At 55.0% G+C, this 22928-nt stretch carries 12 protein-coding genes; 9 read left to right on the top strand and 3 right to left on the bottom strand.

Annotated elements, in window-relative coordinates:
- The first annotated feature begins 5 nt into the window (after nucleotides 1-5).
- From AC3WQH_RS15155 to AC3WQH_RS15120, 8 genes are all read left to right on the top strand, one after another.
- Nucleotides 6-4760: a type I polyketide synthase gene (locus AC3WQH_RS15155; RefSeq protein ID WP_492332125.1), complete on the top strand. Its 4755-nt coding sequence runs from the start codon at nucleotides 6-8 to the stop codon at nucleotides 4758-4760.
- Between the two features lie 20 nt (nucleotides 4761-4780).
- Nucleotides 4781-5878, top strand: coding sequence for a hypothetical protein (locus AC3WQH_RS15150; protein ID WP_327991289.1), 1098 nt, complete (start codon nucleotides 4781-4783; stop codon nucleotides 5876-5878).
- A 54-nt stretch (nucleotides 5879-5932) separates the two neighbouring features.
- Nucleotides 5933-7018: a Gfo/Idh/MocA family protein gene (locus tag AC3WQH_RS15145; RefSeq protein ID WP_221842031.1), complete on the top strand. Its 1086-nt coding sequence runs from the start codon at nucleotides 5933-5935 to the stop codon at nucleotides 7016-7018.
- The gene (locus tag AC3WQH_RS15140; RefSeq protein ID WP_026557197.1) at nucleotides 7015-7956 is read left to right on the top strand and encodes an ROK family protein; all 942 of its coding nucleotides are present in this window, start codon (nucleotides 7015-7017) and stop codon (nucleotides 7954-7956) included. The genes AC3WQH_RS15145 and AC3WQH_RS15140 overlap by 4 nt, the downstream gene beginning before the upstream one ends.
- The gene (locus AC3WQH_RS15135) at nucleotides 7953-9137 is read left to right on the top strand and encodes a DegT/DnrJ/EryC1/StrS family aminotransferase (RefSeq protein WP_242507356.1); all 1185 of its coding nucleotides are present in this window, start codon (nucleotides 7953-7955) and stop codon (nucleotides 9135-9137) included. Before AC3WQH_RS15140 ends, AC3WQH_RS15135 begins: the two co-directional genes overlap by 4 nt.
- 157 nt (nucleotides 9138-9294) lie before the next feature.
- On the top strand, nucleotides 9295-13590 hold the full coding sequence (locus AC3WQH_RS15130; protein WP_492332124.1) for a non-ribosomal peptide synthetase: 4296 nt from the start codon (nucleotides 9295-9297) through the stop codon (nucleotides 13588-13590).
- Nucleotides 13591-13627: 37 nt separating this feature from the next.
- The gene (locus AC3WQH_RS15125; protein ID WP_492332123.1) at nucleotides 13628-15856 is read left to right on the top strand and encodes a condensation domain-containing protein; all 2229 of its coding nucleotides are present in this window, start codon (nucleotides 13628-13630) and stop codon (nucleotides 15854-15856) included.
- Between the two features lie 123 nt (nucleotides 15857-15979).
- On the top strand, nucleotides 15980-16561 hold the full coding sequence (locus AC3WQH_RS15120; protein ID WP_005834055.1) for a GNAT family N-acetyltransferase: 582 nt from the start codon (nucleotides 15980-15982) through the stop codon (nucleotides 16559-16561).
- Nucleotides 16562-16661: 100 nt separating this feature from the next.
- On the opposite strand, the gene AC3WQH_RS15115 is transcribed toward AC3WQH_RS15120, so the two are convergent.
- The 3 genes from AC3WQH_RS15115 to AC3WQH_RS15105 all read right to left on the bottom strand — a co-directional run bounded on the left by AC3WQH_RS15115 (nucleotide 16662) and on the right by AC3WQH_RS15105 (nucleotide 19228).
- Entirely contained in the window at nucleotides 16662-17360 is a 699-nt protein-coding gene (locus AC3WQH_RS15115; protein WP_005834057.1) for a 4'-phosphopantetheinyl transferase family protein, read from the bottom strand.
- Between the two features lie 67 nt (nucleotides 17361-17427).
- On the bottom strand, nucleotides 17428-18018 hold the full coding sequence (gene loaP / locus AC3WQH_RS15110) for an antiterminator LoaP (protein WP_025844095.1): 591 nt from the start codon (nucleotides 18016-18018) through the stop codon (nucleotides 17428-17430).
- 910 nt (nucleotides 18019-18928) lie between these two features.
- On the bottom strand, nucleotides 18929-19228 hold the full coding sequence (locus tag AC3WQH_RS15105) for a hypothetical protein (protein ID WP_005834059.1): 300 nt from the start codon (nucleotides 19226-19228) through the stop codon (nucleotides 18929-18931).
- Between the two features lie 299 nt (nucleotides 19229-19527).
- Here AC3WQH_RS15105 and tycA point away from each other — a divergent pair, with 299 nt between their 5' ends.
- Complete coding sequence (tycA, locus tag AC3WQH_RS15100) at nucleotides 19528-22794, top strand: tyrocidine non-ribosomal peptide synthetase TycA (protein ID WP_492332122.1); 3267 nt, start codon at nucleotides 19528-19530, stop codon at nucleotides 22792-22794.
- Nucleotides 22795-22928: the final 134 nt, after the last annotated feature.

Raw genomic sequence — 22928 nt, 5'->3', positions numbered from 1 at the left:
CGCTTATGGCAAAAAAAGAAGAGATGTACGCCTATATATTGAAGCAGGTCGGCTCCGGGCAGTTGGACAAAAACGTTGCCGCCCGCCTCATTCATTTTTTGCGGCACGATCAGCAAAAGGAGGCGGAAAACGACATTGCCATCGTGGGGATCGCCGCCCGGCTAGGCCAGGCTGACACGGATGCCCGGCTGGAGCAGCTTCTGCATCTCGGCATCGACTCCATCCAGGATATCCCGGCAAACAGACAGGAAAACGCTGCCCTTTTCCTGCCCATGCTTCCCATCGAACGAGCCAAAGCGCAGTTTGACCGAGCCGGATATTTGCCCGAGATCGACCGGTTCGATCCGGGCTTTTTCCACATATCCCCGCGCGAAGCAAGTTTGATGGACCCGAATCAACGCCTGTTTTTGCAATTGGCCTGGGAAGCAATCGAAGAGGCTGGCTATGGAGGAGCGAAGCTTGCTGGCAGCAGAACAGGGGTGTTTATCGGCTACAGCACCGATTTTGGCGAAGTGTACAAAAAAGGCATCCAGCTTCTTGCGCCGGAAGCGATGGGCATTGCGATTCCCGGCAACATCCAGTCCATTATCGCCAGCCGCATTTCTTACCTGCTCGACTTGAAGGGGCCAGCCGTCGCGATGGATACGGCGTGCTCCTCTTCGCTCGTCGCGATTCATTTTGCCTGCCGCCAGCTCATCGAAGGCGCTTGCGACCTCGCTTTGGCCGGAGGAATCAAGTTGCATCTTTTCCCGCTGAAAAGCCATGCGCACGTCAAAATCGGCATTGAGTCCTCGGACGAAAGAACGAAGACGTTCGATGCCAGTTCCGACGGGACCGGAAAAGGCGAGGGGATGGGGGCCGTTTTGCTGAAGCCGTTGAAAAAAGCGCTGGAGGATCGCGACCATATTCATGCGGTGATTAAAGGCAGTGCGATCAACCAGGACGGCAACTCGATCGGCATTACCGCTCCGAACGCGAAAGCGCAGGAGGAAGTCATTTGCCAGGCGTGGGAGCAAGCCGGGATTGATCCCGAGACGATCAGCTATATCGAAGCGCACGGAACCGGAACAAAGCTGGGCGATCCGATTGAAATAGAGGGCATTACGCGAGCTTTTTCGCGCTATACGAGCAAAAAGCAATTTTGCGCCATCGGTTCGTTCAAAACCAACATCGGCCATCTCGATCATGCCGCAGGGATTGCGGGCTTGGTAAAAGTGATCCACGCCATGAAAAGCAAAAAACTGTTTCCTTCGCTGCATTTTCAAAAGCCGAATCCAGCGATTGATTTCAGCTCGTCCGCCGTTTACGTGAACGACCAGTTGCGCGACTGGAGCGCTTCTGGAGGGCTACGGACGGCGGGGATCAGCTCGTTCGGGTTGAGCGGCACGAATTGCCACATGGTCGTGCAGGAGGCTCCGCCCGCTTTTTGTGAGCGAAAACAAGCAGCTCCCCTTTATTTGCTTCCGCTGTCCGCAAAAGACGAGCAGGTGCTGTCGAGGCTAGTTGCCAAATACGCCGCCTATGTAGCTAGCCATCGGCAAGTTGATCTGGACGATTTGTGCTACACCGCAAGCACCGGGCGCGGCCACTACAGCCATCGGCTGGCGATTGTTTTTACCGATTACGACGATCTGCTCGGCAAGCTGGATGCGCTCCAAAAACGCGGGCTTGCCTCAGATGAGCGTGTGTATTACCAGGTTCACGGAAGCGAGGTGGGCGGCGACACGATAGCAGCCCGGGCTGGCGGCTGGCTGAAAGTGACGGAGGAAGAAAAGCACGCGCGGACGCTACAGGCAAAGCGGGAGCTGCAAAGCATGACCAGCGCCTTGCCGGACAGAGAGCTGCCCTCCTATCTCCGCTTGGGTGAGCTGTACGTCGCAGGCGCCGAAATCGACTGGGAACGGCTGTACGAGGGGCTGGCGTGCAACCGCATCAGCTTGCCTGTCTATCCTTTTCAAAAAGTGCGCTGCTGGCTCAACCAGGAGGACTTCGCGGCCTACAAACAGCAGCCGCTTCCCCGTGCACAGAAGCCGCCGCATCCGCTGCTTACGAGCTTGCCGGAAAGCGCATCCGACCACATAACGTATCGCGTCGGCCTGTCTGCCGCAGACGATTGGGTCGTAAACGAGCATCGCGTGGGCAGTGAATACGTATTGCCCGGCACGGCCTACATCGAACTGCTGCTCGAGGTGGGCAGGCAGCAAGGCGGGCTGACCGTCATCAAGGACCTCGCCTTTTTGCAGCCCTTTTCGTTGCGGGAAGGGGAGAGCCATGCGCTGCACATCACGCTGAAAAAAGCGGGCGACGAAAAACACTTCCGCATCGCGAGCATGGATCAGACAGACGGCTCGTGGCGCAAGCACGCAGAAGGCAAGCTGTGCCGTCCGACAGCGCAGCAAAAACGCGTAGACGTGTCGGCTCTCATGAAGCAACTCCCTGTGGCTGCCCGCGCAGCCGATTTGCAGGCAAGCGGCGCCTATATCACGACCGGAGCGCGCTGGAACAACCTGCAGGAATTGCGCAGCGAAGGCGCGGAATGTCTCGTTGCGATCGAGTTGGCCGAGCCGTATCGCGCAGAAGCTGCTGACTACCACTACCATCCGGCCATGCTGGACAACGCGGCGAACATCGCGATCAGAAGCATTGGCGAGCATCTGTATTTGCCCTTTTACTACCAGTCGATTCGCGTTCACGCGCCAATTCCTGCGGCGATTTACAGCTACGTGAGGCGGCGGGAGCAAACGGAAGGGAGCGAGACGGCGACCTTTGACATCGACATCGTCAATGCTGCTGGCGAGGTGCTTGTGGAAATCGAAGGCTACACGATCAAGCAGGTGCGCACGCAGTGGACGGCAGCAAGCTACTACGAAAAAGACTGGGTCGTGCAGGAAGCGCCGTCCCCCGCTCAGGCAAAGGCAAAGGCTGACGAAGCCGTGGTCGTGTTCACCGGGGCAGGCGAGCTGGCCGAGCGGCTTCGCGAGCAGCTTGCCGCTGTCTACGGAGAAGTGATCGAGGTCGCCTTCGGAACAGAGACGGGGCAGGTCAAGAATCGCGTCGATTACCAGCGCTTGTGGCCGCAGTGGCAGGCGAAAAAGGTCCGCAAAATCGTGCATCTGATGAGCGTGACAGACAAAACGATTCAATCGGTAAAAGAGCTGGAGGAAGCCGAACAAAGAGGCTTTTACAGCCTGTATTATTTGCTCGACAGCCTGTTTGCCCATCCGCATAGCGACGAGCTGGACATCATCCTCGTCGGGGACTGCGCCAACCGGGTGACAGGCGACGAAGCCGCTCTGCGGCCGGAGCATGGCTGCTTGCTCGGCCTCGGCAAAGTAGCGCGGGAAGAGTTCCCGCATGTGCGCATCCGGTTCCTGGATGTCGACGCCTATACCGCCCCGTCTGTAATCGTCGCGGAATTTTCGGTCGCCGATGCGCCGTATCAGGTCGCCTACCGCCATAACAAACGGTACGTGGAACGCCTGCAACAAACGACGCTGGCGGCGACAGGTGACACCGCTGCGATCAAAGCGGACGGCGTCTACGTCATCACAGGCGGAACCGGGGGACTCGGCCTGGAAGTCGGCAAGCGGATCAGCCGCCTGCATCCGGCAAAACTCCACCTCATCAGCCGCCAAGGCTTGCCCGGGCGCGAAAAGTGGCCGGAGATCGAGGCGGCCGGAGCCGATCAGCGGCGAATCTCGCAGATTGCGGCGATCCGCGAGATGGAAAAACAAGGAGCGAGCGTGCACGTTCACGCCGCAGACATCAGCGAAGAAAGCGAGCTTTCGCAAGTGCTGGAGCACATCCGCGCGAAGTCTGGCGCGATCCGCGGCGTCATTCATTGCGCAGGCGTGGCAGGAGAAGGACTGCTCGTGCGCAAGCCGGAAAGCCGCATCCGCGAAGTGCTGAACGCCAAAGTGAAAGGCACGTGGCTGCTCGACCAGCTTACCGAAGCCGACGACCTCGATTTCTTTGTGCTGTTTTCCAGCATGCACACCGTCACAGGCGGCATCGGGCAGAGCGATTACGTGGCTGCTAACAGCTACCTGGACCTGTACGCCGCGCATATGCGCCAGATGGGCAAAAAGGCGCTGACGATCAACTGGCCGCTGTGGCGTGACGTCGGGATGGGGCAAGCGCACGAAGCCGACAATCGCCACAGCCCATTCGAGAGCCTCGCGCCCAGACAAGGAGCGGCGATCTTCACAGAACTTTTGCACGCGGATCAACCTCAGGTCATCGTCGGCCAGCTCAAGCGCCGCCTCCCGAAAGAAGCGATTGGACACAGTCTGGTGCGCGATTACGCGCTGGGAGAGGGCATCGAGCGGGCTGTCTCGCAGGCGATTGGCGGCGGGAGCCATCCGGCAGAGGTGTCAGGCAAGGAAACGGCCGCGATTATCAAGGAAGCAGAGCATCAGGAGATCACGGCGTGGGACGAGGAAATCGCGCACATCCTGGCAAGTGTGCTGGGGCTGGATGAGATCAGCATTTTTGCCAACTTCGAAGACTTGGGCGGCAATTCGCTGCTCGCGGTCAGACTGCAAAAGGAGCTGGACGCAGCCTATCCCGGCGTGTTTATGATCTCCGATATTTTCTCCTATCCGACGGTTCACGATATGGCGGCTTATTTGGAGCGAAAACGCGCCACTCCGGCAAAGCGGAGCATGACGATCGAACAAATCATGAGCGATTTGGAGCAAGGAAAAATCACGGCGGACGAAGCCGATCTGCTCATCAGAGAGAGCAGCGAGCCAGTCTAGCATGAGCGTGGAGGTGAGGAGTGTTGGATGCGTTTTCACTCCCCGCAGAGCCTTTTAACGGCACGTGGGTGAATTGTGTCAGCAACAATTTGATCTCGATCCTGATGAATCGCGACAAAAGCTTCGCGTATGCTCCGTGCATGGCGCAAGCCCAGTTTCACCTGCACGTTGTCGAAGCCGATGACGGGCAAGAGGCGGCAGCAGCGCATGAGGAAGGAGTCCTGTTGCTGGACGTTGCCCGAGGGCTGGATTTTTCTTCTGTGCTTGATTTCCAGACCCGCTCTTTGCAAGCAAACGACAGCGTGCATGTGGCCATCAAGGAGCTTTTGCGCAGCGGATACTACGTCTTTGTCGATCTGGACCGCTTTCATTATCCTTCTGGCGTGGACGCAGAAAAGCAGCACCAAATCCACCCTGCTTTTCTGTACGGCTACTATGAACACGCGCGCTCCTATTTGTTGATAGAAGATTGTCTTCAACCGAGCAAAATGGAGCCATACGCGCTGCCTTACGATTGTTTCGAGCGGGCGTTGGCAGCCGCGCAGACTTCTTCTCTGCTCGTCACGCGGATCAAGGCACAGGAAGAAGCAGCGTTTTTTTCCAGGTGCACAAAAGAGCTGATTTGCGCGAATCTCCAGACGCTTCTGCGCGAAGAGCGCAAGCCGTTCAAGACCGATCATGCGGGAAATACGCTACTTTCCACGACGTACGGACTGTCTGCGATCAAGCAATTCGCCGAGAGCCTGGAGCCTCGATTGCTCGGAATGTCCCCTGCGCAGTTTCAGCGCAAGGCCGTGGCGATCAAAAATCCGTATTTTTTTCGCAAGTCTACCGTCCATTTGCCGCTGATCTTGCAGAAGCAAAGCTGGGTGAACGAGCGGGAATGCGAGCAGTTGCAGGGCGAGTATAAAACGCTGTGCCAGCAGTGGGAGCTATTCGGGAACGCGCTCATCAAATTTTATTACAAGAGCTATTACAGCAAGGGCAGAGGCTCTACTCCGGCGCACCAGCGCGAAGTCGAGTCGCTGCAAGAACTGCTTGTCGGCCTGTACGAAAAAGAAAAGCAGGCGGCGTCTTTCACGCTTGAGCTTTTGACATGCCCGGTCGCAGGAACATAACCTTTTCTTTCGACCGAAATGAGTCGCAACCAACAGACGAAGAGGATGAATGCTTTGGCTAAACAACGTCAAATGTCCATAGGGATTGTCGGAGCCGGGTGGATCGCCGAACACGCGCATCTCCCGTGCTTTTTGTCGCTGGATAACGTGTCCGTGCGCGCGATATACGATACAGACGAGGCACGGGCGGCGCGCCTGGCCAAACAGGCGGGAGCGACGGCGTGCTCCCGTCTGAGCGAGATCGGACAGGTCCCGCTGGATGCTGTCATTTTATGTACGCCCAATCACACCCACTACGAAATAGCCAGGCACTTTTTGGAAAAAGGAATCCACGTGCTGTGCGAAAAGCCGATGACGACCACAGCAAAGGAAGCCGCGTCTTTGCGCCGCCTGGCGGAAGAAACCGGGACCGTTTTGATGATGGGCTTTGTCAACCGGTACCGGGACGATATCCGGGAGCTTCGCTTCCGAATCGCAGCCGGGCAGATTGGCGAAGTGCAAATGTGCGAAGTCACCTGGCGCCGCAAAAGAGGGATTCCCCGACCGGGAAGCTGGTTTACGCAAAAGCAGCTTTCGGGAGGCGGCGTCCTCATTGACTTGGGCAGCCATATGCTCGACCAGTTGCTTTTCCTGACAGGAGCGTCGGAGCCGGTCGCTTGCCTGGGCAGCTTCCATTCCCGTCCGTTTTTCGCCCGGGAGGGATACAGCAATTGGCTGGGCGGCTTTGAATCGGAACAGGTAGAAGTGGAGGACACGGCAGTAGGGATGATTCAATTTGCGGGCGGCATGCTCGGCAAGGTGCATGTAAGCTGGCAGGACGACGTAGCCGGAGATTTTGTGCAGATTCATCTGAAAGGCGAGCGGGGCAGCTTGACGCTGAATACGCTGTTCGGCTTTAGCGATCAAGGGTTGTACAAGCAGCCCCATTTGCTTTTGACTTACGCGGGTCAAGAAGCCCAGTATTTTCCTTTGCCGCCGAAGCCAGATCCGCTCGTTGCGTTCAAGCGCCAGGCGGACCAGTTCGTCGCGTGTATCCGCGAGAAAAGCCAGCCCGTTCCGTCGGCGCAAGATGGCGAACAAGTAGTTCGACTGATCGAGCTGCTTTATCAATCAGCGCGCAAAGGACTGATGGTCACATGAGCGAGGGACTCGTCGCTGTCGATCTTGGCGGTTCTACCGCTAGAATGGCGCTCTTTGCTCTCGATGGCGCCACGATGCTGGAAACGGCCCGGCTCGAATTGGGGCAGGAAACGGGACCGCTGCAAGCGATTTCGCAAGTCGCCAGCGTCATCGCAGGCTGGGAACAAGGGGCGCAGACGAAAATCCGCGGCGTTGTGACCGGGCTTGCTGCCGTGCACGATGCCGCAGGAACGATTGTCACCTGGCCCAATCGTCCAGCATGGAATGGCTTCGCCTTCCGCGATACTTTTGCCGCGATGGTCGGCAAGCCTGTCGTGCTGTTTGACGATGCCAATCTCGCAGCGCTGGGAGAGTATGCGTTCGGGCTTGATTACCCGGTGCCGCATCTCTTGTACACAGTAGTCGGCACAGGCATTGGCAGCGCCTTCGTCTGGCAGGGCCATGTGTACGCAGGAGCGAGGGGAGCGAGCGGAGAGCTCGGCCATATGATGGTTGACCCGCGGGGAGAAAAATGTCCGTGCGGCGGCTTCGGCTGCTTGCAAATGTACGCGTCTGGCCGGGCGATGGAACGAATCGCGCAAGCCAGCGGGCTGCCCGCTGCAAGGGCGAGTGACGTGTTTCGTTTGGCCTCTGCCGGAAACGCAACAGCACAGGCGATTGTGGACGATGCCATACGGATGCTGGCGATCGGAATTGCCAATGCGGTCCGTCTGTTCGACCCCGACATGGTGGTCGTGGGCGGCGGGATGGCAAGCCGATTTCCGGAACGCTATCGCTTGCTGGAAACGCTCGTTCAGGAGTTTCTAGGGACTTTGCCGCAGCGAAATGTCAGCGTCACGCTTTCCAATCTGGGAGACGATGCGGCGCTTTGGGGCGGGATCGCTTACGGTTTGCAATGGTTTGCCAAAAACAAAGAAACGGAAGGTGTTCGCAAATGAGTAACCTGACAGGAAGATTCCCAAGCTGGCCGATGGCAGATGAGAACCAGGAAAAAGAACTGCTGGAGGCGCTGCGCAGCAATCAATGGTGGCGCATGTCCGGCACGAAAGTCAAAGCGTTTGAACGAGTGTTTGCAAAGATGCACCACGCCAAGCATGCGCTGGCCGTGACGAACGGAACGCACGCAATCGAGCTGGCTTTGCTGAGCCTGGGCGTGAAGCCGGGCGACGAAGTGATCGTTCCGGCTTTTACCTTTATTTCGACAGCGCTGCCCGTCATTAGCCTGGGGGCGATCCCTGTCCCTGTCGACGTCGATCCCGGCACGTTTTGCCTCGATCCGCTCAAAGTGCGGGAAGCGGTGACGGCGCGCACGGTCGGCATGATCCCCGTACATATGGCGGGACACCTGTGCGATATGGATCGGCTCCAGCAAATTGCCGACGAGTTCCACCTGTTTATCATCGAAGACGCGTGCCACGCGCACGGCGGAGAATGGAAAGGAAAACGCGCAGGGAGCATGGGAGACGCCGGGGTGTTCAGCTTCCAGCAGTTTAAATTGATGACGGCAGGAGAAGGCGGCGCGCTCGTCACCAATTCCCAGGACTTGTACGACCAGGCTTTTCTGTACCACAACGTAGGGCGGCCTGTCGGCGACAAAAAATATCAGCACCTGGTCGAAGGCTCCAATTACCGGATTTCGGAATTTCAGGCCGCTGTCCTGCTGCCGCAGACGTCCCGCCTCGCGGAGCTGAACGAGCGACGCGAGCGCAATGCGCAAATTCTCGATGCCGAAATGCAGGCGATTGCAGGGATCGTTCCGCAAACCCGCGAAGCGGCGTGCACGCTCCATACGCACTACATGTACATGTTTTACTACAACCCGGTCCCGTTTGGCGGAATCACGCGCGAGCGGTTCGTGGAAATGCTGAACGAACAAGGCATTCCCGCCTATATTGCCTACACGCAGATTCACGATACGCCGATCTTCAAGCAGTTCGTCGCCAGCCTGGGTGAAGGCTACGCTTTCCCGAACGAGCTACATTGCCCCGTCTCCCGAAAAATTGCCGAAGAAGTCATCTGGATCCACCATCGGGCGCTGCTCGGCGATGCCGAATCGACAAAAGGGATCGCCCGCACCGTCAGGGAGCTGCAAGCAAGCGCAGAAGCGAAGCTGGTATAGCCAGCGTTGACACATTTTCTCCATAGCTGATGTGGAGAAGGACGGGTACCTGGGCGCATTCGCCGGGACCCGTTCCTTTTTATATAAGGGCAACTAAGGCTGCGCCACAGGCTTGGCGCAGCCAAGTTTTCTAATCCAGAAGGGGGAAAAGCAGACGATGAATGGAACCACCCAGACGAAGCCTGACGATGTCGAAGAAAGACTGAAAGCGATTTGGACAGATGTGCTGCAGCGAAGCGACGTGGGCATTCATGACAATTTTTTCGCGATTGGCGGCCACTCGCTAAAAGCGCTGGAGCTGGAAGTCAGAATCGGCGTGGAGTTCGATCTCGAAATCTCGCTGGAAAACATTTTCCAGAACCTCACGATCAGCGAGCTGGCAGAGTATATCCGCCGTTCGCAGGACGACGCGCGCTCTTTTATCAAGCCTGCGCCGGACAGACCTTACTACCCTGTTTCCTGGACGCAAAAAAAGATGTTCTTTGCCTATTTCGACGGGCTAGACAATGCTGTGATCGACCTTCGCAGAGTGCCGCAGGAGATCGAGCCTTACGAACTGGAGAGAGCTTTTTCGTACATAATCAAAAGGCACAAACTGCTGCGTACCACCGTTGGCATCAAAGACGATGCGGTCGTCCAGTTCGTTCACGACGAGGCGGTTGCGGATTCTTTTCGCCTGCATGACTGGGAGGCCCCCGAGGAACAAGCGTTGCAGGAGGAGTTCATTCGCCAATGCGTGGTCGAAATCAGTCAGCCGTACACGCTCGACCAGCTCCCGCTCTTTCGCGTTGGCCTCGTCCGCTTGCCGCAAGAAGGCAGCCTGTTGATCCTGCATTTTCACCATATTATTTTCGACGCCACTTCCCTGCAACTGGTGTATCACGAGCTGGCGTGCATCAGCCAGGGGCGTCTATTGCCCCAGCTCCACTTGCAATACGTCGATTATTGCGTATGGCAAAACGAACTCGAAAAGTCGGAAGCGCATCGGGAAAAGAAAGCTTTTTGGCTGGATCTGTTTGGCGACGAGCTGCCCGTTCTGAATCTGCCGCTTGATCGCCCCCGTAGCCATGGCCTGATTTCCACTTACGGACACAAAAACTTCTTTTTGAGTGAACAGACGGCAAAGGCCATTCAGACCGCCGCCAAACAGTATCAAGTCACGCCCGGCATTTTCCTGACGGCCATCTACGGCCTGCTGCTTGCCAACTATTGCGGGCAAACCGACATCACCATCGGGATGTTATCTTCCCGCCGCTACAGCGGACTCGAAAACAGTATCGGCGTGTTCATCCGCACCGTCCCGATCCGCTTTCAGGCTGCCGCAGAGCAGGCGTTTCCCGACTATTTGCAACAGGTCAAGCACAGCCTCATCCGTTCGCTGGAGCATCAGGAGTACGACATCGACGAGCTGGAGGAGACGATCTGCCGCCAGCATGGCGTGTCGAGGACAGAACATCCACTGTACCGCGTCTCGCTGAACATTCACACCGAGATGGAGTCGGTTACGGAATCAATCATCGGAGGGGAACAGGATACGCTGCAGAGCGGCAATGCGCAAGATATTGCCTGCGGCGTCTATTTTCTCGACTCGGGAGCGATCTGCCTGAACATGGAGTACAACATGGAGCTGTTCGAGCCAGCCACGATTCAGCGAATGGGCGAACACTTCAGCGTTCTGCTGGAAGCGGTTCTCGTGCAGCCAGAGCGCAAGCTGGGAGCGTACAGCTTGCTGACAGAGGCAGAGCGGCAGCAGATTTTGCACTTTTTTAACAAGGAAACGGCTGATTTGCCCGCGGAACAAACGTTGCAGGCGATCTTCGAACAACGCGCCGAACAGTATGCGGACAAGCTCGCGGTCAGTTGCGCCGAGCACGCGCTTACATACCGGGAGTTGAACCAAAGGGCCAACCAACTGGCGCGAGCGCTCGTGGAAAGAGGCGTCGGCCCCGGCGTAACGGCAGGCGTCATGTTGGAGCGGTCTGTCGACATGATGGTAGCGCTTTTGGCGGTTTGGAAGGCGGGCGGCGCGTATGTGCCGATCAGTCCGGACTATCCGCCAGAGCGGGTGACGTTTTTGCTTGCGGACAGCCAGGCCAAAGTCGTCCTCGTTGACCGGGACGCGCGAGACAGCAGCCCGCAGGCGAAGTCGCTGTACTTGAACGTAAAGGAGCCAGCCATCTATTCCCGGGATGACGCCAATCTGGCGCCGAGAAGCGGCCCCGCCGATCTGGCCTATATCATGTACACCTCCGGCTCGACCGGCCAGCCAAAAGGCGTCATGATCGAGCATCGTTCCGTCCTCAACCGGATCGTCTGGATGCACAAGCAGTTTCCGATCACAGCCGACGATTGCACGTTGCAAAAAACGCCGTTTACGTTCGATGTTTCCGTCTGGGAGCTGTTCGGATGGTATTTTCACGGCGCGCGCGTCTGCTTCCTTGCTCCCGGCATGGAGAGAGATCCCGAAGCCATTCTCGCCACGATCGCTCGCGAGCGCATCACGCTTTTGCATTTTGTCCCCTCCATGTTGAGCAGCTTTCTTTCCTATGTAGAGCCGCGCATGGAGCAGGAAGCAGCGCGGCTGGTCAGTCTGCGCTTTTTGTTTGCGAGCGGCGAAGCGTTGCTGCCGAGCACCGTCAACAGCTTCAACCGGATGGTCCACGCGCGAAACGGCGCACGCCTCATCAATTTGTACGGCCCGACTGAAACCACTGTCGAAGTTTCGTGGTTCGATTGCTCGGAAAACTACGGGGAAAAGCCTGCGCGGACGACGATTCCGATCGGCAAGCCGATCGACAATATTCGCTTGTACGTAGTGGATCAAACAGACTCGCTCCAGCCGATTGGCGTCGCAGGCGAGCTGTTGATTTCCGGGATCGGGGTAGGAAGAGGGTATGTGAACCAGCCCGCGATCACGGCGCAAAAATTTGTCGACGATCCATGGAGCCCCGGCAGCAAAATGTACCGGAGCGGCGATTTCGTCCGCTGGATGCCGGACGGCAACATCGAGTATCTCGGTCGCATGGACGAACAGGTCAAAATCAGGGGCGTGCGCATTGAATTGGGCGAAATAGAAAACGCGCTGCTCGAACTTCCAGAGGTTGAGGCCGCTGCAGCCGCGATCAAAACGAGCGAGGCAGACGAGAAGTTGCTCTGCCTGTACTACGTGCCCAGAGACAAGGTCGAGCCGGATGAGCTGAAACGCTATCTTGGCAAAAGACTGCCGCGCTTCCTCGTCCCGGATGCGATTATGGCGGTCAAGGAGATTCCGTTGACGGCCAGCGGAAAAGCAAACCGAAAACTGCTGCCCACTCCTGCTGTCGCAGTCGACTTCCGCGCGGATGAACTGCCTGTCAGCGAGCTGGAAAAGAAGCTCGCGGCGATTTGCCAAAAAGTGCTGCATATCGAGCAGCTTGGCGTCCGTACCAACCTGTTTTCCGTCGGGGCCAACTCGCTGAAAATCATTTTGATTGCCGCGCAAATTCGCCGGGAGATGAACATGGACATTCCCGTCAGCGACGTTTACACCAAGCCGACAATCGCGGAAATCGCTGCTTACCTGCAAGCAGAGGCGCTGCCGGCATCGGCTGGCGACGATCACGACCTCGTTCTCATCAACAAATGGTCTGCCGAGTCCCCACCCTTGTTTTTGATTCACGATATTAGCGGCAGCATCGACGCCTACTTTGAACTGGTCCACCACCTCGGCGACCGCTTCACCTGCTACGGCATTCCGGCAGAAAGGAGCGACGGCGAGCGAAGCCGGGGGATCACCATCGAAGCGCTGGCAACGAGCTATCTGGAAAAAATCAAAAAGGTCCAGGGCGAAGGTCCGTACAATCTGGCGGGCTGGAGTCTCGGGGGACTGCTCGCTTTTGAGATCACGAGACAGTTGGAAGCCGACGGGGATGAGGTAGAGATGCTCGTCCTGATCGATTCTTCTCCGCCGCTTTTGCACCAGCACTTTCAGCACCCTGACCCGGCGGTTGTCGCCTCCTTCCGCCAGCAGATGGCGCAGATGGTCACGGCGGCAGAGTGGATCGCCCGGTTGGAGCAGGAAACGACGTTGTACGGCTTGTACAAACAGGTGGCGCAGTACATGGAGCACCACCACCTGACGTATGAAGCGCTGGAAGCCGTGCTGCCGAAAGAGATGATGCAGGCGATTCCGGCCTATGCCTACGGCGAGCGCACCGATTTTTACCGCTACGTGCATTTGTTTCTTGATTTGCAACATGCGTATGTTCATTACCAGCCGCCGCGAAAAGTTTTTGCCCAGGCGCACCTGGTCAGAGCGCAGAAATCTGCCATCGCGGAAGACAAGTGGAACGGCTTTTTCTACCGTCCTGTCAGCCGGCATGAAGTGGCGGGAGATCACTACTCGATCTTCAAAGAGCCTGCTGTGCGGGAAATGGCCTCTATCTTTGCAGCGATTGCCCCCGAGCGCGGGTGATGGGAGCCTCTTATTTGAGACAAAAGGAGCGCAAATGATGATCGAGAAGCTTGCTGGTGCTGCCAACAGGAACGGCCAACTACCGGTCGGCGTCGAGCAGTCGGCGTCTGATTGGCAAGTGGATGAATACTGGAAGACTATACTGCAAAACCGTACTCATGCATTAAATTTGCCGCTGGATTTTGTGCGGCCAGCGGTGAAAGGCGGGCAGCGAGACGCCGTCACGTATAAAACTACTTTGGCGTTACAACGGGAGCTTGCGCTTGCTGCCGAAAACGAAGCGGTATCCGTGGAAGTCGTTTTGCTCGCTGCGCTCATGCTGCTGCTCGCGAAATATACGGGCCAGGAGTATGTGGTCGTAGGCTGGACGTCTAATTCTGTGCAACATGCTTGCGGTGGCAGCGAGACAGCTTGCACGACGGTAGTCGCTGGTTGCGTGGAGCAGAGCCGTACATGGCGCGAGTTTTTGGCGGCAATCGAGCAGACGTGCTTGCAGGCGCGCGCCCCGAAGCGGTTTTCGTACGAGCAACTGGTGGACACAATGGATGCGGACCAGGACCCGAGCAGAAATCCGCTCTTTGACGTACGCCTCAAACAGCGCCATACCGAAACTGCGCGGCAAAAGGATGATTTCGCGCTCGGCTTCGACGTGGAGCGTGACGGCATTTCTTTGCGAATCGAGTATGATGCAAACCTCTTTTTCGCAAGCACGATGGAGCGGCTGCTGCGCCACTACTGCCATCTGTTGGAGCAACTGGTCCAAGATACCGACCAGCGACTGGCAGACCTGGACATGCTCGCCGCAGACGGGGACGAGCCTCTCGTTTACGACCGCGGCCACAACCTGACGACGGATTCAGCCGATCCAGTGCGGAGCGCGGCACACCAGCCGCAGCGAAAACAGCAGGCCGAACATCCGGAGAAAAGCGCCGCCGTGCCCGGCGAGCGTCAGGCGAGCATAAATCCGCTGCCTGCTTTGGAAGCAGCGCAAAAGCGTCCGGATTACCCGGCATCGTCGGCGCAAAAACGGTTGTTCATGCTGGATAAACTGCTGGGAAGAAGCACTGCCTACAACGTCCCTGTCATCCGCAACATCAATGGCAGAGTGGACAGCAAGCGGCTGGAAAAAGCGCTACAGGGACTTGTCGAGCGGCATGAATCGCTGCGGACGGCGTTCCATCTGGAAGTGGAGAGCGGTGCGCTCCGGCAAAAGGTACATTCCGCTGTTCCATTTGCGTTTCCGGTTTACGCGCTGACAGAGGCAGAAGCCGCAGAGATGATTCGCGATTTTGTCAGGCCGTTTCGTCTTGACAAAGCGCCGCTGTTCCGCGCGGCGCTGATCGAACTGACGGACAAAAAAGAGAGCATCCTCATCCTCGACATGCACCATACGATAACAGACGGCCTGTCTGTCGGGATCATGCTCAAAGAATTGGCAGCGCTGTACGAGAACAGGCAACTGGAGCCTCTTAGCCTTCAATACAAAGACTACGCCGTCTGGGAAAGCCAGCTCATGCACACGCAGGAGTGGAAAAAGCAGGAAGCATACTGGCTGGAACGATTCAAGGAGCCTGTCCACCCGGTGCGATTGCGGTTCAGCCGCCCCCCGGCCTTGACAGCAGAGGCGACATCGCGGACGCTTCATTTTTCCTTGGAAGAAAATACGGCGACAGCGCTGCAAAATCTCGCTCACTCGACAGAGACAACTTTGTTTATGGTCATGCTGGCTGCCTTTACCGTCCTGCTGTCCAGGCTGTCTGGGCAGGACGACATTGTCGACGGTACGCCCATTTCGGGAAGACACCGCGAAGGGCTGGAAAATATCGTCGGGATGTTTGTCAACACGTTGGCTATTCGCAACCAGCCACGAAGCAGCCAGTCTTTCCTGACGTATTTGCACAAGGTAAAAGAGCGCCTGCTGGACGCATACGAAAATCAGGACTACGCCTTCGACCAGCTTGTGGACAAACTGAACGTCCCGCGCGAGATCAACGGAAATCCGCTGTTCAATGTCATGTTCCAGTTTGCGCAGCACGACGAAGCGGAGACGATCGACGGGCTGAAGCTGCAAGCTGTCGAGTACGACGGCGCACCAGGCAAGTTCGATCTGCATTTCGTCGTCGTGCAGGAAAATCAGCGCGCCCTGCATCTGGAAATGACGTACCGGGCCCAAGGCGCCGACTTCCTTTATCGCTGCCACCAACCCACCAGCCTAACCACCACGACCATACAAACAAGTCGCTTTTCTCACCTGTTTTTGGCATAATATACCATAGCCAACAACAGCAACAACTCACCTCGAAAAGCAGACGGCCAAAAACTTACGATCAAGCCAAAATGCTCAACCTGGCTGGAAAAAAGCAAACTCGGACAGGAAAGGAACGGAAGAATGAATAGTAACGCGCTGTTTCACGAGTTTCCGGTCTTGAAATCAGACCATTTGATCCTGCGGGAGATTGAAGATTGTCACCTCGAAGAACTGTATGAAATTTACAGCAACGACAACGTCTTTGAGTATTGCGGCATCATTCCCAAGCACAAAAAAGATACCGTCCTGACCATGATCGGGCATTTCAAAAGAGATTACTTGAAAAAGTCGAGAGTAAAATGGGGGATGTTTCCCGCTCAGCAAAGCGAGAGATTGGTCGGCATTATCGAAGCGTTCGAGTTTAACCAGCGTGTAAACATGGCGACAATCGGCTACTTTCTGGCCGAAGCGCACTGGGGAAAAGGCTTTGCCTCCGAGGCGGTCCAAATGGTCGTGCGCTTCTTGATGGAGGAAGTCAACGTGAACAGAATCCAGGCAGAGGTCATGCCGAAAAACGAACCGTCCAAACAAGTATTGCGCAAAAACGGCTTCACCCTGGAAGGAACGCTCAGACAGGCAGCCCTCTGGTCAGGCAAAGGGATTGTCGACCTGGAAATCTACGGCTTGCTGCAGGAAGACTATCAAAATCGGCAAACGAGATAGCGGCATCGCGCAGTCAGGCCACACAAGAACGTTCCAAACCAAAAGGTTTCATCCCCGAAAGCCAAGCGGGGATGAAACCTTTTTTGTTGCCCAGTGCCGATCACTGGCTGAAGCTGAGAAAATACGGAAGCAGCGTGTCCAGCGACACGATTTCCACCTGTTCACAAAACTGGCCGTTTTGCGCACAAGCGGTCAGCGTGTATTCGTCATCCAGAACGTACGTCTTGAAGTGCCATTCCTCCTGGTCATAGACACGCCAACCCTCGACCGTTCCCTCTCTGACAGTAGAGAAGCTGTGCAGCGGAAGCGAAAGCCCTTTGCCGATCGCTTTTATATAGCTTTCCTTGGCGGTCCAGACCGTAAAAAAGCGTGCCTGCCAGCGCTCGCTGTCCCGTTCTGCCTCAATAAACTCGCATTCCTCCTGGGCAAAAAACTGCCGGGCAATTTGCAAGTCAATCGCATGCTTTTTTTCAATATCAATTCCTACGGCACGGTCATCGGTTATGCAGACGACCCAGTCGCCCGAATGGGACAGGTTGTAGTGCAAGCTGTCCAACGGCTCTTGCAAGGAAGGCTTGCCATAGGCATTCGTGCCAAACCTAATGTTTTTCACAGGAACCGCGAACGTCTCCGCCGCAATTTTTCGAATCAACAGGTCGGCGAGCAACCCTCTGACACAATCTTCGCGGCGGTAGAAAGCAGAGAGCCGCAACTGCTTTTCTTCGCCCACAAAAGACAACAGGTGGGGAATGGATTCGTCCGGAAAATCGGTGATGTTAACCGCGTATATTTGCACCATGTTGAACCTCCTATTTCGTCTGTCGACAAGCTTTGCGCAACAAAAGCGCGAGCAGGGCATTGCCTGCTTACACGCTCGGCTCGATCAGCTCAATTCCAAGGTCGATCACCCGCTCATCGCCCATGAGCGAGACGAGCACTTTGACCCGCCGTTTGTGCTTGTCCACCTTTTTCACGATCCCTTCCAGCCCTTTGAGCGGGCCGGACTCTACATATACTTTGGAGTCTTGCGTATAGACCTGGGAAAAATCAATTTGCTCATCGTGATTCAAAAGCTTGAGAATAATCGTCATTTCTTCGTCGGGAATCTTTTTGAAGCAGAGCGCTTCTTCCTTGCTTTCCGTTACGTTCGCGCGGCTTTTGCGCAGAGCAGCCGGTCTGTCGTAGGTGAGGTCGATTTTATTCAAATAGTTCAGCATCCGAATGATTTTGGAATGGCTTTTAATGAAGTAATATTTCGAACAATTCATGTTCGTTTTGACAAAAATGTAGCCGGGAAACAAATCTTTCTCCACGCGCAAAATCTCGCCGTTTTTCTTCTCGGGAACGATTCGTTGCGGTACCATCGAATACAGCGTTTCTTTCTCAAAAGATTTATTCAGCCAATTTTTTACAGAGTGCTCATAACCCGTTTTCACATAGAAAGCATACCAGTTCATCAACTTGCAAGACTCCTTTTCATAACGTTTCTAAGATCATTGGCAGGTGCAACCGCTCAGCAATCCACAACCTCCATAGATTCGTCTCTCTTGGCAGTTCCTGATCCGGGTATAAAAGCTCATCTCCTGTCACCACGATGGGAAACCTTATGTTTCGCATGCCGGAAGCGGATGTTTCGGTCGGCCAGATGGAAGCCGCATCAGCCATGCGCAACTATGCAAGATATAAATGATTGATTACATAATACTGTTTTATTTTCTAAATAATGGTAACTGTTGACAGAAAGACCCTCAAGCCCAACCAAAACAAAAACGTTGGGAGTGGTGACAGTATTCGGATTTCTTTTGTGCAGGCTGGTTGGGGAGCTTTATCTGGCGAACGGCGAACGATAGAGAGCAAAGACGGACGGCTTGGTGGATCGCAAAGCATAGGACCGGCTGCTGCCGGCTTTCCTTGAACCGGGTCCGGGCGGCAGTCAGAATAGATAAAAACTTTTTTTGCGAAAAATCCAACGCAAGTAAAAAGGAGGAGTAGGGTATTGGTTCGTGACTTCTATCACAAGCTTTCTGGGAGTCTGCGGGCTTGGCAAGACCGTGGCGAATGCAGCCCACAGGAGAGCAGACTCTGCTGATTTTTAGAAGAAAACCCCTGATTTACCAGTATAAAGCATTATATAAGCTGTGAACATATAAAATATTTAACGTTATGAAAATATTTATCAAAAAAATATCAGCAGAAAAGCTTGCTTCGCGCTCCATGCTTTTGCCGAAGGGGAGAGAAACGGGCATGACCACGAAACATGCTTGCCCATTCGGCTTACACACGCAAGTTGACACAGGCTTGCCAAACAGGACCTCTGTTTACGTAAAGAGGTTGTAAAAAATCTGGTACATTTTTAACAAATTATCCCTATTTTTTAACCCATTTCCAAATTTTCTCTGTTATAATGATTTTCAGCGTCAGCAACCTAGTGCTTTCAGCCTGCCAGCCGCTTTCGTTCGGCGCTTCCAAAAGAGTGAGGGAGAAGGGATGCCAACGGGTTAGACGAATAGGGAGCTTCAGGTGATGGTTTTCAAGTAAAGGAGTTTTCCTTCGCGCCGCGGGCAAAAGCCAGCAAGCCAGCCCGTATCCATCAGCCTTGAGTACCAGCGCCCGTTTTCCGCTGTCGCATCGTGAAAATGTGACTTTTGTATGAAAAGTGCATCCCATAAACAGGAAATTCTCCTGATTGTTAAAATTACCCAAATGAAGGAGAATGAAAAACTGGAATGGGACTGATCCCATCGACTCAAAAGTTGTAAAATAATGGCAAACAAGTAACAAAATCCTATTTCTTCGTTACATTCGGCCCTCATAAGAACGATCATCCTGTTATTTCCTGCTATATCCGTCTTTTTTAGCTTCGGCGCCAACTCCACAGCACGTTGAGCTCGCCCTGTCACTCGTTGGCCAGCATTTTGTCGCACTTCATGATAAACACACGCAATTTTCATTATCGGAGGGGACACATGTTAGCAAATCAGGCCCATCTCGTCGAGATCGAGCGGGAGACGAAGCACCAGCCGCAAGTGCCATATGCCCAGGATAAGTCGATCCATCAATTGTTCGAAGAGCAAGCAGAGGCTTTTCCAGACCGGGTTGCCATCGTTTTTGAAAACCGGCAGCTCACCTACCGGGAGCTGAACGGAAAAGCCAATCAACTGGCGAGAGCGTTGCTCGAAAAAGGCGTGCAAACAGACAGTATCGTCGGGGTGATGATGGAGAAAGCGCCGGAAAATATCATCGCGATTTTGGCCGTTCTCAAAGCGGGCGGAGCGTACGTGCCCATCGACATCGAATATCCCCGCGATCGCATTCAGTATATTTTGCAGGACAGCCAAACGGAAATCGTGCTCACGCAAAAAAGCGCAAGCAAGCTCGTGCATGACGTCGGGTACAGCGGGCATATCGTTGTGTTGGAAGAAGAAAAGCTGGACGCTCGCGAAGCTTCCAATCTGCGCCAGCCAAGCAAGCCTACGGATCTCGCCTACGTCATTTACACCTCAGGGACAACGGGCAAACCGAAAGGCACCATGCTGGAGCATAAAGGCATCGCCAATTTGCAATCGTTTTTCCAAAATTCGTTTGGCGTCACCGCGCAAGACCGAATCGGGTTGTTTGCCAGCATGTCGTTCGACGCATCCGTTTGGGAAATGTTCATGGCTTTGCTGTCCGGCGCAAGCCTCTACATCCTTTCCAAGCAGACGATTCATGATTTCGTTACGTTTGAAAACTATTTGAGTGAAAATGAATTGACGATTATCACGCTGCCACCGACTTATTTGACTCATCTCACCCCAGAACGAAACACTTCTCTGCGCATCATGATTACGGCAGGTTCATCTGCCTCCGCCCCCTTGGTAAACAAATGGAAAGACAAACTCAGGTACATAAATGCATACGGCCCAACGGAAACGAGCATTTGCGCGACGACATGGGAAGCGCCTGCCCACGAGTTCCCCGTGCAGTCCGTTCCGATTGGTAAGCCGATTCAAAACACGCACATCTATATCGTGGGCGAAGACTTGCAGCCCCTGCCGATTGGCAGCGAAGGCGAACTGTGCATAGGCGGAGTCGGCCTGGCGAGAGGGTATTGGAACCGCCCTGATTTGACCGCAGAAAAATTCGTAGACAATCCGTTCGTACCGGGAGAAAAGATGTACCGGACCGGGGACCTGGCGAAATGGCTGGCGGATGGAAACATCGAGTTTCTCGGCAGGATCGACCACCAGGTAAAAATCAGAGGTCATCGTATTGAGCTAGGCGAAATCGAGTCTGTCTTGCTCTCGTACGAACCAATTACAGAGGCCGTAGTCATCGCCAGAGAGGATCAACAGGCCGGGCAGTATTTGTGCGCCTATTTTATTTCGCGACAAGAAGTAACTCCTGCACAACTCAGAGAATACGCCGCGCAAAAGCTGCCAGCGTACATGCTGCCTTCCTATTTCGTCAAGCTGGACAAAATGCCGCTGACGCCAAATGACAAGATCGACCGCAAAGCGTTGCCCGAGCCTGATTTTGCAACAAACGCAAACCTTGCCGCCTACCATCCTCCGCGCAACGAGACGGAATCAATCCTCGCATCCATCTGGCAAGATGTGCTGGGGGTAGAAAAGATAGGGATACGCGATAATTTTTACTCGCTCGGCGGCGATTCGATCCAGGCGATCCAGGTCGTCGCGCGCCTGCATTCCTATCAGCGGAAGCTAGAGGCGAAAGACTTGCTGAATTACCCGACGATCGAACAGGTTGCCCTGTTTGTAAAAAATACGACGCGAAAAAGCGATCAGGGCATCATCGTCGGAGACGTACCGCTTACGCCCATTCAAAAATGGTTTTTTGAGAAAAATTTCACGAATATGAGCCATTGGAACCAGTCGTCTATGCTTTATCGCCCGGAAGGATTCGACCGTGACGCGATCCAGAGGGCCATGGACAAAATCATCGAGCACCACGACGCGCTTCGCATGGTGTATCGGCACGAAAACGGGCAGGTCGTTCAGCGCAACCGCGGGTTGGACGGCAAACGATACGATTTCTCCCTGTACGATCTGCGCGCGCACGCGGATGTCGAGCAGGCGATTGCGGAAGAAACGCAGCGTTTGCACAGCAACATGGATTTGCAGGAAGGACCGCTGGTGAAGGTCGCGCTGTTCCAGACGCTACATGGCGATCATTTGTTTTTGGCGATCCATCACCTGGTCGTGGACGGCATTTCCTGGCGCATTTTGTTTGAAGATTTGGCAACCGCCTATGCGCAAGCACTTGCCGGGCAAGCGATCACTTTGCCGGAAAAGACGGATTCTTTTCAAAGCTGGTCAGAGTGGTTGCACGAATACGCGAACGAGGCGGATTTGCTGAGCGAGATTCCGTATTGGGAGAGCGTCGAATCGCAGGCGAGCCATGTCTGGCTGCCCAAAGACTTTGAAGCGGCAGGCTGCAAGCAAAAAAGCGTGCGAAACATGCGAATCTGGCTGCGGGCGGAAGAGACGGAGCAACTGCTGAAGCACGCCAATCAGGCCTACCAGACGGAAATTAACGACTTGTTGCTGGCGGCGCTCGGCCTGGCTTTTGCCGAGTGGAGCAAGCTTGAGCAACTCGCGATTCATCTCGAGGGGCACGGGCGCGAGGACATCATCGAGCAGGCAAACGTGGCGCGAACCCTCGGCTGGTTTACATCCCAATATCCGGTTTTGCTCGACTTGCGGCAAACCGCTCACTTGTCCGACTTCATCAAGCTCACCAAAGAAAATTTGCGAAAAATTCCCCATAAAGGAATTGGCTACGACATTTTAAAGCATGTGACGCTCCCGGAAAATCGCGGTTCCTTGTCTTTTTCCGTGCAGCCGGAAGTGACGTTCAACTACTTGGGCCAGTTTGATGCGGACATGAAGACAGAGCTGTTTACCCGCTCGCCTTTCAGCGGAGGCAACACGCTTGGCGCAGATGGCAAAAACAATCTCAGTCCTGAATCGGAGGTGTACACCGCTTTGAATATAACCGGATTGATTGAAGGCGGAGAGCTTGTCCTCACTTTCTCCTACAGCGCGGAGCAGTTTCGGGAAGAGTCCATCCATCAATTGAGCCAAGGTTATCAAAAGCAGCTTCAGCGCATCGTCACGCACTGCATCGAGAAAAAAGAAGTAGAGCGGACGCCGAGCGATTTTAGCGTCAAAGGTCTTCAGATGGAGGAAATGGACGATATTTTCGAATTGCTGGCCAATACACTGACCTAACCAAGTGATGACAGCGATTTTGCGGGGCGGCCGCGCATCTTTATTTTCCTTTTTTATGATTCATCACCATAACCCGTGCTAGACATTGAAAAAACGTAGATGTTCCTCTATCGTGAAAGTTGTCCTGACCATCA

The organism is Brevibacillus sp. FW301-21C12A (genome assembly GCF_058788915.1).
Note: the sequence above shows the minus strand (reverse complement) of the source record. Positions and strands in the feature narration are given on the sequence as shown.